The 13,204-nt window shown below is 63.8% G+C and carries 15 protein-coding genes; 3 read left to right on the top strand and 12 right to left on the bottom strand.

The annotated features are described in order from the left end of the window. Positions 1–15: 15 nt before the first annotated feature. From BKX93_RS00800 to BKX93_RS00755, 10 genes are all read right to left on the bottom strand, one after another. Positions 16–666 (bottom strand): hypothetical protein, encoded by a 651-nt coding sequence (locus BKX93_RS00800; protein ID WP_070978184.1) that lies wholly within the window; start codon positions 664–666, stop codon positions 16–18. A 213-nt stretch (positions 667–879) separates the two neighbouring features. After that, positions 880–1,353, bottom strand: a complete 474-nt coding sequence (locus BKX93_RS00795) for a DUF2269 family protein (protein ID WP_070978183.1) — start codon at positions 1,351–1,353, stop codon at positions 880–882. After that, a complete protein-coding gene (locus BKX93_RS00790) occupies positions 1,350–1,718 on the bottom strand; it encodes a DoxX-like family protein (RefSeq protein WP_070978181.1) in 369 nt (122 codons plus the stop codon). Before BKX93_RS00790 ends, BKX93_RS00795 begins: the two co-directional genes overlap by 4 nt. Further along, positions 1,715–2,548 (bottom strand): NAD-dependent epimerase/dehydratase family protein, encoded by an 834-nt coding sequence (locus BKX93_RS00785; RefSeq protein WP_070978179.1) that lies wholly within the window; start codon positions 2,546–2,548, stop codon positions 1,715–1,717. The genes BKX93_RS00790 and BKX93_RS00785 overlap by 4 nt, the downstream gene beginning before the upstream one ends. A 106-nt stretch (positions 2,549–2,654) precedes the next feature. Further along, positions 2,655–2,906, bottom strand: coding sequence for a hypothetical protein (locus BKX93_RS00780; RefSeq protein ID WP_070978178.1), 252 nt, complete (start codon positions 2,904–2,906; stop codon positions 2,655–2,657). A gap of 137 nt (positions 2,907–3,043) precedes the next feature. Next, positions 3,044–3,586, bottom strand: coding sequence for a GbsR/MarR family transcriptional regulator (locus BKX93_RS00775; protein ID WP_046155770.1), 543 nt, complete (start codon positions 3,584–3,586; stop codon positions 3,044–3,046). Between the two features lie 88 nt (positions 3,587–3,674). Then, positions 3,675–4,751: a sulfotransferase family protein gene (locus tag BKX93_RS00770; protein ID WP_046166493.1), complete on the bottom strand. Its 1,077-nt coding sequence runs from the start codon at positions 4,749–4,751 to the stop codon at positions 3,675–3,677. Continuing rightward, positions 4,735–5,391: an adenylyl-sulfate kinase gene (gene cysC / locus BKX93_RS00765; RefSeq protein WP_046155768.1), complete on the bottom strand. Its 657-nt coding sequence runs from the start codon at positions 5,389–5,391 to the stop codon at positions 4,735–4,737. Before cysC ends, BKX93_RS00770 begins: the two co-directional genes overlap by 17 nt. Positions 5,392–5,726: 335 nt before the next feature. After that, positions 5,727–7,544: a DUF1302 domain-containing protein gene (locus tag BKX93_RS00760; protein ID WP_070978176.1), complete on the bottom strand. Its 1,818-nt coding sequence runs from the start codon at positions 7,542–7,544 to the stop codon at positions 5,727–5,729. Positions 7,545–7,605: 61 nt separating this feature from the next. Beyond that, on the bottom strand, positions 7,606–8,784 hold the full coding sequence (locus tag BKX93_RS00755) for a M20 aminoacylase family protein (RefSeq protein ID WP_070978174.1): 1,179 nt from the start codon (positions 8,782–8,784) through the stop codon (positions 7,606–7,608). 286 nt (positions 8,785–9,070) lie between these two features. Here BKX93_RS00755 and BKX93_RS00750 point away from each other — a divergent pair, with 286 nt between their 5' ends. Next, positions 9,071–10,129 (top strand): GlxA family transcriptional regulator, encoded by a 1,059-nt coding sequence (locus tag BKX93_RS00750; protein ID WP_070978173.1) that lies wholly within the window; start codon positions 9,071–9,073, stop codon positions 10,127–10,129. Positions 10,130–10,175: 46 nt separating this feature from the next. Here BKX93_RS00750 and BKX93_RS00745 read toward each other — a convergent pair whose 3' ends face one another. Beyond that, on the bottom strand, positions 10,176–10,691 hold the full coding sequence (locus BKX93_RS00745) for a hypothetical protein (protein WP_070978171.1): 516 nt from the start codon (positions 10,689–10,691) through the stop codon (positions 10,176–10,178). Positions 10,692–10,779: 88 nt separating this feature from the next. Between BKX93_RS00745 and BKX93_RS00740 the strand changes: the two genes are divergently transcribed. Next, positions 10,780–10,974 carry a hypothetical protein gene (locus BKX93_RS00740; protein WP_145929191.1) on the top strand — a complete coding sequence of 65 codons (195 nt, stop codon included), beginning with the start codon at positions 10,780–10,782 and terminating at the stop codon, positions 10,972–10,974. Between the two features lie 182 nt (positions 10,975–11,156). Further along, positions 11,157–11,714 (top strand): ATP phosphoribosyltransferase regulatory subunit, encoded by a 558-nt coding sequence (locus BKX93_RS00735; RefSeq protein WP_070978168.1) that lies wholly within the window; start codon positions 11,157–11,159, stop codon positions 11,712–11,714. A gap of 45 nt (positions 11,715–11,759) precedes the next feature. Here BKX93_RS00735 and tldD read toward each other — a convergent pair whose 3' ends face one another. After that, on the bottom strand, positions 11,760–13,202 hold the full coding sequence (gene tldD, locus BKX93_RS00730; protein WP_021475371.1) for a metalloprotease TldD: 1,443 nt from the start codon (positions 13,200–13,202) through the stop codon (positions 11,760–11,762). Between the last annotated feature and the right edge of the window lie 2 nt (positions 13,203–13,204).

Genomic DNA, 13,204 nt, shown 5'->3' with positions numbered 1-13,204 from the left:
TTTGTGTAATCGGAGTTATGCGCCACTTGTGCTTGCCTTACGTAGCAGTTCCCCATCGATCGTGCGGATTACAGACACGACTAAGTAGTGAAGTGCTTCGGCTTCCAGCAAAGACAACGCCGCCTCCTTGCAACCAGATTCAAAATGAAAGACCTCAATTTGAACCGGACTGCTCGTACCATTCCAAGTAAATGACCTGTGCGCAAAGCCGTTTCTCACCTTGCGGAACAGGTCGTTGTTGAAAGCATCTCGCGCGCTAGCTAAAAGCGGAAAATTTGCGTGATGGGACTTCATCTTCTTCGCGAGTGGTGATGGACTCTGCCTCAGCAGGCGACCAAGCGGGCCATCCACAAGTAGGAAAGTAGGAAGCCAGCGCGCCAGGTGCCAGCCTCGATATGCCAACGGTTGAAGTACCTTTTCGGCTTGACGCCAATGAAAGCCAGCTGAGAAGGCCAATTGCGCAAGAGCCGTTTCGATGGACTCACTGATCACAGGGGTGGCGGAGAGATAGTCGGCCAAGTCGGACTGAAAAGTCAGATCAGAGATGAGCTGGCGGCACTCTATCTCAAGGGCCGCTCGAGGCGAGTCGACCAGCCAAGCGGCTGCCTGCCCACGCGAAGCAAGTAGCTCAAATAGCTGTTTGTCAAAATCGCTCTCAGATTGCACCACGGCTTCACTTACGCGAATTGGGACCTGCGGCTGCCAGAGGTTGAATACACCGGACTACATGACCTTTCAAACAGGCCCAAACCTTGCGCCCCTCGGATGAGACGTTGAACTATAGCCCTAACTTCTGTCATCCATACCTTCATCGATTTTTCTTGAAGGTTCTGCCTTCAGCCTCATACACGTCGACAGCGGAACAGCCGCACCCCGCACTCACGACCAGTCCGGCTTCAACACCATCAGGAAATACACCGCCAGCATCGCGCAGAAGGCCGGATAGCCCAGACACTCCCAGATCCGGGCGAAACGCCAGTAGCGCGCCGGCAAGGCCTGGCTGGCCTCCGCCGCGTCGCGGGCCATGCCCGCCATCCGGATTTGCAGCCATACCACCGGCAGCCAGCACGCGCCGGCGAACAGAAACAAGCCGATCGCCCACGCCAGCCAGGACATGGTTAACGGCCAGCCGGCCTGATGCGCCAGCCACAGCCCTGACAAGGGCTGGAAAACCACCGCCGGCGTGGTGAACCACCAATCGGCCCGCACCACCAGCCTCGCCACTTCGGCCTGCGCCGCCACTTTGCCGCCGCGATTGGCGAAGAACATGTAGAAAGCCGAACCGAAACCGGCGCCCACCATCAGCGTGGCGGACAGGATATGCAAGGTTTTGACGATCAGATAAGCATTCATTGCGTTTCTTCCCGGTTTGCGCCCAGCCACAGCAGCATCGCCAGAATGGGCAGATTTTTCACCAGCGGCGCGAAAGGGTGCAGCCAATTTTCCGGCAAGGCCACCGCCACCACCGCGCTGTAAAACAGCACGACCAAGGCCTGCAGCCTCCATGCCCAGGCGCGGGGCCGCCAGGCTATCCATGCCGCGAACGACACGTCCAGCGCGCAGGGCGCAAGAAACAACGGCCCCAGCGCAGCCTGCGGCAGCCCCAGCCGCGCCAGCATGGCGATCGATTCATCCCAGGCCATCAGCGGCGGCTGCACGCCGCTCCACAGCCACAAAGCGGCCAACGACAGCTCCACCATCCGTCGCGAGGCTTTCATACCACCTCCCCGAATTGTCTGAACGACAGCGGCGAACGGCCGAGCAGCGCGGCGAAAGCGGCCGGGTCGGCGGTCGAGCCTTGGCGCAGCATGCGCAGGCTATCGCGGTCCAGCAGACTGCCCGGGACGCGGCCGCAGCAAGAGGCCAGGCCATCCGCCAGCCAGCCGGGCAAGGCCTGGACCCGCTCTATCGACCCCAGGCCCTGCAAGCTGCGCAGCCGCCGCAGATAATCGGCCAGCGTCGCCTCCTCCCCGCCGACGAAATCCACCGCGCCGCGAATCCTGCCTTCGATCAGCCGATGCAAGCCTTCGGCCACGTCAGCCGCCGCCACCGGCTGGATCAGTTGCCGGCCGCCATCGGGCAAAAACCATAACGGCAGCCGCGCCAAGCGCATCAGCAGGCGGCTGCTGGCGCCATCCGCGCCATACACCAGCGAAGGCCGCGCGACAGCGGCATCCAGCCCGCCATCCAGCAGCGCCGCATCTCCCCTGCCCTTGCTGGCCAGAAACAGCGTGGCGGCATCCGGCGCGGCGCTCAAGGCCGACAATTGCACCCAGCGCCGGACGCCGTATTTTTTCGCCAATCCGGCCAGACGCAACGGACCGTGATGGTGAACAGCCTCCAATCCGCCGGACCGCCCTTGACGAAATGCCCCGGCCAGATTGGCGACCGCCTCTGTCCCGTCAAGCCAGGCAGCCCAAACCCGATCCGGGCGCGCCAGGTCCAATTCGGCATGGGATGGCGTCAGCAACTGATGACCAGCCCCGGTCAGTCTTGCCGCCAGTTTCCGGCCTATGAATCCTCTGGCGCCCAACAGCAGTATTCTCATTGCGGAACTCCGGCGATCGGCGCAGGCTTTCCCTCTTCAGGCCGGCTGAGCGCCACCTGGCGCCACACCAGCCGCGCCAGCACCAATAGCTGCGCCACCACGCCTATCAGCGCCATTTCAAGATTTCGCGAATATCCAGCCACAGAGACGCCGACGCCTGCTCAGGCGCCAGCAGCAACACCGTCAACAATGGCGCGGCCAACACCAGCAACAGAAAAGTCCGGCGCCAGAACGACGCGCCCTCGCCGCTCTCGCACAGGGCCAGCGTGACCTGCCATAAAGGATCGGCCAGCAAAAACCGGCACCGCAAGCTGCACAGCGCCGGCGCCAGAATCGTGACGATGACGAATCCGCTCATGGAAATCTCCCACTATTTCTGAAATTTCTGTCAAAACAGAAATTAATGGTCAAAAAATTCCCCGCTTTTACCCCTATCAAGCATCGGCAAAAACCTTTATTGCTTGCCGCCTCGCCAGCCTGCCGCCGCCCGGCAGCTCATTCGTCTACCTCCGGCTTGCCCCGGCCCAGCAGCTTCTGGATGCCGGCCCCCATCTTGAGCACCTTGCTCAACGTGGAAGTGGACAGCCTCAACATCTCGCGCGTCCAGGCGGTCAAGGTATCCATGAACTGCCAGGTACTCTTGATTCTCTGTTGAGCCAGCGGGCTTTCCAGGGAAAAGTCCGGGCTATCCATGCATTCGCGCAGCACCTGCAGGGTCGGCTCTATCTCGCGCCGCTGGCGTTCTGCGACGATGATGCGGAACAACTCCCACACGTCGCCGGATGTTTCGAAGTGGTCGCGCCTATCGCCCAGCACATGGGCGTTGCGGATCAGCTTCCAGCCTTGCAGTTCCTTCAGGCTGTTGCTGACATTGGAGCGGGCGACGTTCAGCGTCTCCGCCAGTTCCTCCGCGCACATCGCGCGGCCGCTGATGAACAGCAGCGCGTGAATCTGGGCGACAGTGCGATTGACGCCCCAGCGGGTGCCCATCTCGCCCCAGTGGAGCACGAATCTTTGGCTTACAGGTGTCAGTTCCATGATTGGCAAGATATTTATTTCTGAAATTTCTGTCAATAGAGAAATTTATTGGAAATAAAAAGGCATGGCTACCGCCATGCCCTGTCCGCTAGCTGGCCAGCGCCGCCGGTTTCGACGGCGCGGCAAGCGGCTCTCTCAACAAGCGCAGTTTCAGGTTGGCCAGGTAATCCGCCCTGCATTGCCGCAAGATGTAATCGCGGTAGTTTTTCTGCTTCAGATCCTCCCAGGCTTGCTGGCGTCCTTGCCGCGAACGCTCCTCCGCTTCAAGCGCCATGTTCTCGTCCACCGGCAAGTTGGCGTCCGTCAACAATGTGTAGCCGTAGCGCTCCATATAGGGACGGCAGGCGGTTTCGATGATCTCGATTTCGCGCATCGACAGCTGCTGCTTGAATTTGTCGGCGTGGGCGATGATGGGCGGGAAGTGATTGGACGACCACAGCGCCGAGCGCTGCGCGATCTGCGCCGCTTCGGCCGAGCCGCGGATGTCCAGCATCTGCGGCATGAAGGCGATGCCGAAGAAATCGCACACCTGGCGCAGCGCCATCTGCTGGTCGGTCAGGAAATCCTCGTAGCGTATGGTCAATACCTTGTCCGGATGTTCGGCCAGCAGCCTGTCGGCCGCCTGGTAGGCCGCGAGCCAGGTCCGCACATTGAGGATGGTGTCGAAGTCATGGATGATGGCGCGGTTGATCGACGCCACCTGGGCGCGCGGATCGCGCACGACGTTGAGAAAGCGCATTTGCGGCAGCAATTCCAGCAACTCGGCGGCGTAATGTACGCTGTCCAGCGACTTGTCCATCACCACGCGGGCTTGATGGCGTTCTCCCACCCGCAGCAGCAGCTCCCAGGCCACCTTGTGCACGCTGCGCGTCTGTCCGGACAGCACTTCGAAGATCTCCACCGGATCAAACACCACGTCCGGCCACTTCACCATGCTGACCGCTTGCAGACCCACCACGTCCACCACCAGCTGGAAGTAATTGCGGTCGTCGGACAAATCGCCGTACAAGGGCAGCAGCGGCATGAAATCGACGATGTGCAGCGGATAGGGCGAATAGAAATCCGAGTTGAAATTGAGCCGCAGCCGCAACGCATGGCTGCCGCAACGCCTCAACGGGATCATCAGCACCGGCAGCGGCCGGTTCTCGTCAGATATGATATTCATGGCCGAGCTCCTCCATCGCCGCCGGGCTACAACAGCGCAGCGCCATCCCGAACAACTGGCTCACGCACTCGTCGACGCTCAGCGCGCTGGTGTCCAACGCCAGCGCTGCCTGCTCCGGCGCTTCATAAGGCGCGGAGACGCCGGTGAAATGCGCGATCTGCCCGGAGCGCGCCTTGGCATACAGGCCCTTGCAATCGCGCTCCTCGCACACCGCCAGCGGCGTGCTGATGTAAACCTCGGCGAAACGGCGCTCGCCGACGATGTCCCGCGCCATTTCGCGGTCGCTGCGCAACGGAGAGATGCAGGAACAGATCACGATCAGGCCGGCGTCGTTCATCAGCCGCGCCACCTCGGCCGCCCGGCGCAGGTTTTCCCGGCGGTCCTCCTCGGTAAAACCCAGGTTGCGGTTGATGCCATGGCGCAGATTGTCCCCGTCCAGCACCACTGCGGAAAAGCCGCCGCCCACCAGCCTCGCCTCCAGATCGTAGGCGATGGTGGATTTTCCCGCGCCGCTCAGCCCGGTCAGCCAGATAGTCATCGACGCATGGCCGAACAAACGCTGCCGGTCCACCAGGCGGATCCGTCCCCCGGTGCGAAAAACATTGGCGGGCACGCCCGCCTGAATGGAAACCTCTCCCATCTGCCGCCTCCCTCGGTGATCGCGTGCGCTCCACGAGAGGACTCGATCCCACGATAACCACATATCGGATATTGTGGTCATAGCGCCTAACCGAGGTGGGAATCCAGTACAAAGCACTGGCCTAGTATTTGCACGGACAATTCAATGCATATTTAAGATCCGCCAGACATTCCATTTAATTAACTTGCAGATTCCTGCAGCCACTCTGCTCAATAGCCGGCTCGTCCTCTCGCGCGCCAAGGCGAGGCAAAAACTGGAAACAGCTCCAGAAGCGGAATGCGCATGAGGCACCCAAACATTCTGAAGCTGTTTTCATCGCCACCCCTCAGCGACGATTAGAATTTGATGCCCGCGCTGATCATCGCCAGGCTGCGGTCCTGCAGCGTGTTGTAGTCGCCGCCCGCCGTCTTCAGATACAGCAACTCGAACTGATAACGCTTCCGGTATTCCGCCTGCAGCCGCCACAGCGCGCTGCGCCTGCCTTCCATGAACTGGCCATCGTGCGAATAGCCTTTGACGTCATAGGCCAGCGCCAGCGACGGCATCAGATCCAGGCCGGGCAACGCGCCGTAATAGCGCTCCTCCAGCTTGGCGCGCCACCCCCAGGCATTGGCGGTGACGAAACCATCCAGCGCGCAACTGGGCCCCGTGCCGTTACAGGAGGGCGTGGCCGCGCTGGGCGCCTGCCCGAAGCCCACGCGGCCGTAACGCATCACGTAGGCGTCCGGCAAACCGGACAGATGCTTGATGCCGGCTTCGGCCGACAGTTTGGCGTCTCCGCCCAGCAACCGTCCCAGCGCCTTGGAAGCGCCCAGCGTGAGCTGGCTGCTGCCGAAGGTATCGTAACCGCGCGCCAGGTAGCCGGCCGGGGTGGCCGCCAGATAGCCCAGCGGCCCGCTCCCTGCCAGCACCCCATACAGAAAATCGGAGCCGTTCCACGCCACCGGCTGGTTGGGGCGATAGGTAAGCTCGCTGTACACCCCGGTGCCGTCCGGCAAGCGGGTGCGGAAATTGACGCCGTACATGTGGATATTGTCCGGATAGGCGCGCAGGAACTGGCCGGCGATCCCGGCGGGAACCGCCCGCCCCTGATTCGCCGCCGCCGGCAGAAAGACGCCGGGGCCGGTGCGTATCATCTGGTTGAAGCTCATCATGCTGGCCTGGTTGGAATAGAACAGACCCAGCAAGCCGATATTGTCGAACAGGTAGCCAAGGCTGAAACCGAACTGCCCGCCGTATGGTTTGTCGTCCGGCGCCCGCTGGATATAGTCCAGCGGGTTGGCCAGCGACTGCTGGTCGGTAGTGACGACATTGCGCCGGAGCAGCCTGCTCAGCAGCGTGCCGTTCAAGGTCAGCGCATTGCAGCCCGGCTGGGCGTAATCGCTGCCGGAGTAGAAAGTGCCGCAAGCGGGATAAGCGTTGGGCTCGAACTTGAACTGGTAATAGCCGTCCACAGTCAGTTTGGACGTGGCCTTCAGCTTGGCGTAAAACGCCGGCGCGGGGATGTTGACCATTTCCGGGATGGTGCCAGAGCGGCCCAGCGCGTTGAAATCCATCGCATTCACCTGCTGGATGCCGCCCAGAATGGTGGTGGGCGTGATCCACGGAATCACCTGCTGCCCCAGCCTCAACAGCAGGGAAGCGTCGCCCAGGTTGTAATCGCCATACACGTAGGCGTCATCCAGCGCCGCGCCGCTGAAGCGGCCCAACTGGGTGAACTTGTCGTCGTTCAGCGCCGCGCCGGGCGCATAGCCGTTGGGCGAGTGCCCATGCGGCACCCCGTTGTGGATCAGGCCGTAGTCGTACCAGGCCTTGGCGCTGACGAACGCTCCGCCATTGCCCTTGCGCAGATCGCCTTGCGCGTATCCCTGCCATGACTCGGATATCAGATCGCCGCGCCGATAGTTGAGATCGCCGTCGTTCAACGTATCCATCGCGTTGGCGTGGTTGGTGAAGACATCGTTGGGATTCTCCGTCCGGTAGACGCTTCCTATCGCCATCGCGCCCTTGGTCTCCAGCGTCCAGCCGCCCAGATCGAGACGGTATCCGTCTCCCAGGCCGGAAGGCAGCGTGCTGACCGTGATCTCGCCAGCATGGCCGGCGCCGGCCAGCAGCATCAACAACAGCGACTCGCATCCGTGCATCCGCTTCATCTTATTGTCTCCTCGCGCTTATTGTCGCCGCGGCGCCGCCCCCCGGCGCCGCGCGGTCCCGCTAACGCAGATACGCTTCGGCAAGCCGCGCCCAGTAGCTGGCGCCAAGGCTGAGAATCTCGTCGTTGAAGTCATAGCCGGGGTTGTGGATCATGCAGCCGCCCTTGCTGCCGACGCCGTTGCCCAGCACCACATAGCAGCCGGGCACTTTCTCCAGCATCCAGGAGAAGTCGTCGCCCCCCATCGCGCCGGCCGGCAGCGGCACGATGGCCTGCGGACCAACCATCGCCTCCGCCACTTCGCGCGCGATGCGCGTTTCCTCCGGCGTGTTGACCAGCACTCGGGTCACCGGCGTCCACTCGATCTCGGCCGCCACGCCGAAGCTTTGCGCCTGCAGGCCGACCAGCTCCCGCAGCCGGCTTTCTATCTGCTGCTGGATGGCCGGGTTGTAAGTGCGCACTGTCAGCTCCAGCCGGGCGCAATCGGGAATCACATTGCTGGCGCTGCCGGCCTGCGCCGAGCCGATGGACACCACAGCGGGCTGGTCCGGCGGCAGGTTGCGGGACACGATGGTCTGCAGCGACAGGATGATGGAGGCCATCGCCACGATGGGATCGACGCAGGTGTGCGGCATGCCGCCGTGGCCGCCCTTGCCGGTCAGCTTGATGGTGACGATGTCGGCCGACGCCGCCAGCACGCCAGGCTGGACGATGAAGCTGCCGACCGGCAGCGTGGGCCCGTTGTGCAGCGCGAACACCGCGTCGCAGGGAAAGCGCTCGAACAGCCCTTCGGCCATCATCCGCGCGGCGCCGCCCTGCCCCTCCTCCGCCGGCTGGAAAATGAGGTTCAGCGTGCCGTCGAACTGGCGGGTATCGGCCAGATGGCGCGCCGCCGCCAGCAGGATGGCGGTATGGCCATCGTGGCCGCAGGCGTGCATCTTGCCGGGCAGCTTGCTGGCGTACGGCAGGCCGGTGTCCTCGTGTATCGGCAGCGCGTCCATGTCGGCGCGTATGCCCAGCCGGCGCGCGCCCGCGCCGCAGCGCAGCTGGCCAACCACGCCGGTGCCGCCGAGCCCCGCGGTCACCTCGTAACCCCAGGCGCGCAGCGACTCCGCCACCAACTTGCTGGTGGCTACCTCTTCGAAACCCAATTCCGGATGCGCGTGGATGCTGCGCCGGACGGCGATGAACTGCTCTTCGCGCTGTTTGATCGCGGGGATGACCCCTGGCAGATTGGACATGTGTCGACTCCGTTTCCGTGAGGTGGGGAAAACGGCGTCGAGCGAGGACAATCCAGGCGGGGCGCCGCTTTGACCTCAGTCTATGAAGGACGTGCCAAGGGATAAGGAGCTAGAACGGCCAATAAACAGGCGGATATCGCCAGCCCTTGAAAAGAGCCGCCTTGACGAATATCAAGGCGCCAGGAAAGCAAACAGCATAGACACGACAAAAATGACATGCATTTGAACTTGATTTTACGAGCCGGTTTCGCCAAGGTTAAAGCGGATATCGCCAAGGCTGACCGATATGAACGCCTGCATAGACCTGTTTTGCCTGCCGAATTGCCTCAGCGGGACGCTGTTTTCCGCCATCGACGTGCTGCATGCGGCCAATAAACTGTGGCATCTTCACCACCCCAGGCGGAAAACGCCGCCGTTCAGCTGGCGGCTGCTCGACAGCGATGGCGCGGAACAGCCGCTGCCCGCGTGGCTGCCCGCCTCTCCCGCCCGTCCGGCCGCCGCGCGCTGCGCGCTGCTGGTGCCCGGACTGGACATGGACAGCGTGCCGCAACTGAAGCAGCAGCTGGATCGGGCCGACAAGGCGCTGCGGCTGATCGCCCTGCGCCATGCCGCCGGCGATGTCATCGCCACCAATTACAACGGCGCCGCGCTGCTGGCCCGCGCCGGCATCCTGGACGGCCGCAACGCCACCATCACCTGGCTGATCGCCGGCTGGTTCTCCAGCAGCCACCCAAGGGTGAAGCTGCTGATGGACAGGCCAGTCACGCAGGACGGCAGTGTGTTCTGCAGCGGCGCGCCGGCGGCGGCTACCGAGCTGGTGCTGGAGCTGGTCCGCCATTTTGCCGGAGACGAACTGGCGCAGCGCTGTACCAACGGACTGTTGTACCTGCCGGCGAGGTTCGAGCAATCGGCGCAGACGCTGTCCGCGTTGAGCACGCCCACTCGGGACAGCGTGGTGTTCAAGGCGCGGCGCTGGCTGGAGCAACACGTGGCCGAACCCTACAGCCTGGGCAGGGTGGCGGCCGCCGCCGCGGTCAGCAGCCGCACCTTGTTGCGCCATTTCCGCGAGGTGGCCGACATGACGCCGCTGGACTACCTGCAACAACTGCGGGTGGAGCGCGCCAAGCTGCTGCTGGAAGTCACCATGCTGGATCTGCCCGGCATCGTCGAGCAATGCGGCTACGACGACCCCTGCGCTTTTCGCCGCCTGTTCCGCCGCCAGACCGGGCTGACTCCCGCCGCCTATCGCCGCGCCTATGCGCTGCGGGCCTCGCGGCGCAGGTGGCGCGCCGACGACGCGATGCCGCAGCCCGAGATCGACCAGGCCGGCCAGGCCCGCGTCTGATCCATCGGGAAGCCCTGCGCCTAGGGCTTCCCATGCCAGCCCAGGATCAAGGCGTCACGTGCATATAGGGCGTGGTGGCCAGCGTGGCAGAGATCGCGCAGCCGCCAGCCAAAGGCGCTGCCGACAGCGAAATCGTGGTCTCGCTGCCGCTGTCGCCTATCTGCCCGCCGACCAGGCTCGGACCGCACTGCCCTCCCAGGATGGGCGTGTTGACGTTCACCATCACCTGGTCGATCGTCAGCTGGTTGAACGAGGTCACCTTGCCCACCCATGGCGCGGCCGCCGTGGCGCTGGCCTTGATCATCCTGCACACTGGAATGCCCTTGAAGGCGGCGCTGGTGATCAGGATGTTGCCGGCGCCGTCCACCGTGCCGCTGAACACCGCGCTGCAGTCGACATCCACGCCCGACTTGCTGACCACCGCCGGCCCCACCGCGGAGAACGGGATCGCCGCCCCTCCCGCCCCCGGCGGCGTAATGGTCGCCGCGCCGGCGGTGACAGACGCGCCCAATGCCAGCGCGCACGCGCTAGCCGCCAGAATCCTGTTATGCATCTTGCTCATCGCGTAATCCAATCTTGTTTTGGTTTATGACGCGGCCCGCCTCTGCGAGCCGTCGCCGCAGCTTAAAATGACGAAAGCATCGTCGTTTTTGATCAAGATCAGCCGCGCCTCGCCTTCGCGCGCGGGCCTGGTTCTAAGGATGGAAGCGGCGGATGGCTTGACATCCGGGCTGGACAATAGTCATGCTGCAGACATGAAAACCTTCCAATGCCATCGCCACCATCACGCCCTGTCCAAGGGCGCCGCGTCGGTGCGCGCAGGCTGGAAGGGAACCGGGGACTGATCCGTTCAATCCATCAGCCACCGCACAGACCGGCGCCGCAAGGCGCCTTTTTTATTTCCCGCGCGCTCCGCGCGAATCCTGAAAGGAAAGCATCATGACCATGATCCGAGGCACCCGCATCGTCAGCGGCCGCGAGGCCGCCATTCTTCGCCAACTGGAAAACCGTTTCCGGAGCTGGCTTCATTGACGCTGGCGCGGAAGAAGCCATTCTTCCCGCTTTATGGGGGCAAGACACTTTCGTCGCCAAGGCCGGCGGCAGCGAAATACTCGAGCAGATTTGGGCTTTTCCGGACCGCAAAGGCCGTGCCTGCTGCCTGATACCGGAAGCCTCCGCGCTGTTTCAGGAAAGAAGCCGGGCGTTTTTGAACGGCAGACGCGAGGCCGGATTTTTCTATGCCGCGCGCTGCTATCGCTACGAGCGGCCGCAAGCTGGCCGCTATCGGGAATTCACCCAGCTGGGCTATGAGTATCTGGGGCCTGATCCCGCCGCCGCGTTTGAGCGCAGCCTGACGCTGTGCCGCGGCTTTTTGGACAGCCTGGGTCTGCGCTACGAGCTGGACGGCATGGCCAAGCGCGGGCTGAGCTACTATCTGAACGGGGAAGGATTCGAGATGCGCGCGCCGGAGCTGGGCGCGCAGAAACAGCTCGCAGGCGGCGGCGCCTATCGGGAGGGCGCCGGTTTCGGCATTGGACTGGAGAGGCTGGCGCTCGCGCTGGAAGCGCAAGGCATGCAGCCATGACGGCGTGAAAAAGGCCGGGCGCATGCCCGGCCTTGGCAAGGACGATCAGCCGCCGGTGCCGCCCACGGTCAGGCCGCCGTCTATGCGCAGTGTGGGCTGGCCAACGCCTACCGGCACGCTCTGGCCCTCCTTGCCGCACACGCCCACGCCCTGGTCCAGCGCCAGGTCGTTGCCTATCATCGACACGTAGTTCAACACCTCGGGGCCGCTGCCGATCAGCGTGGCGCCCTTGACCGGGTAGGTCAGCTTGCCGTTCTCGATGCGCCAGGCCTCCGACGCCGAGAACACGAACTTGCCGCTGGTGATGTCCACCTGGCCGCCGCCGAAATTCACCGCGTACAGGCCATCCTTGACCGAAGCGATGATTTCCTGCGGATCGCGCTCGCCGGCCAGCATATAGGTGTTGGTCATCCGCGGCATCGGGATGCTGGCGTACGACTCGCGGCGGCCATTACCGGTGGGCGCCACCTGCATCAGCCGCGAGTTCATCGCGTCCTGCATATAGCCCTTGAGAATGCCGTCCTCGATCAGCACGGTGCGCTGGGTGGCATTGCCCTCGTCGTCGATGGCCAGCGCGCCGCGGCGGCCGCCCATCACGCCGTCGTCCACCACCGTCACGCCCGGCGCGGCCACGCGTTCGCCCATCTTGCCGGAGAACGCCGAAGTGCCCTTGCGATTGAAATCGCCCTCCAGGCCGTGGCCGATCGCCTCATGCAGCAACACGCCCGGCCAGCCCGGCCCCAGCACCACGGTCATCTGGCCGGCCGGCGCCGGGCGGGAATCCAGGTTCACCAGCGCCTGCTTGACCGCCTCGCGCACGTAGCGCTCCACCACGGCGTCGTCGAAATAGGCAAGGTCGAAACGGCCGCCGCCGCCCGCAGCGCCCTGCTCGCGCCGGCCGTTCTGTTCGGCGATCACCGACACCGACATCCGCACCAGCGGGCGCACGTCGGCGGCCCTCACGCCGTCATGGCGCGCGACGTAGACCACGTCGTACTCCATCGCCAGGCCGGCCATCACCTGGATCACGCGCGGATCGATCGCCTTGGCCAGCTTTTCCACTTTTTCCAGCAACGCCACCTTGGCGGCGGCCTCCAGGCTGTGACAGGGATCGATGGACGGATACAGCGACTTCGGCTTGCGCTTTTCCACCGCGCCGGCGCTGCCGTCGCCGCCGGCGTTGCCGATCGCGCGCACGGCCTCGGCCGCGCGGGTGAGCGCGTCCTGGTTGATGGCGTCGGAATAGGCGAAGGCCGTCTTGTCCCCGGCGACGGCGCGCACGCCGACGCCCTGATCGATGCTGAAGCTACCGGACTTGACGATGCCCTCCTCCAGGTGCCAGCCCTCGTTGCGGGTGTACTGGAAGTAAAGATCGGCGTAGTCGATGGCATGGTGGCGCATGTGCGCCAGCGTGCGCTCGAGCGCGGCCTCGTCCAGGCCGTAAGGTTTGAGCAGCAGTTCGTCTGCGGCGGTGAAGGCGTCTTGCATAT

Origin of the sequence: Chromobacterium vaccinii (assembly GCF_001855275.1) — a bacterium.
Taxonomy (GTDB): Bacteria; Pseudomonadota; Gammaproteobacteria; order Burkholderiales; family Chromobacteriaceae; genus Chromobacterium; species Chromobacterium vaccinii.
This window is presented reverse-complemented; position numbering and strand designations above follow the sequence as displayed.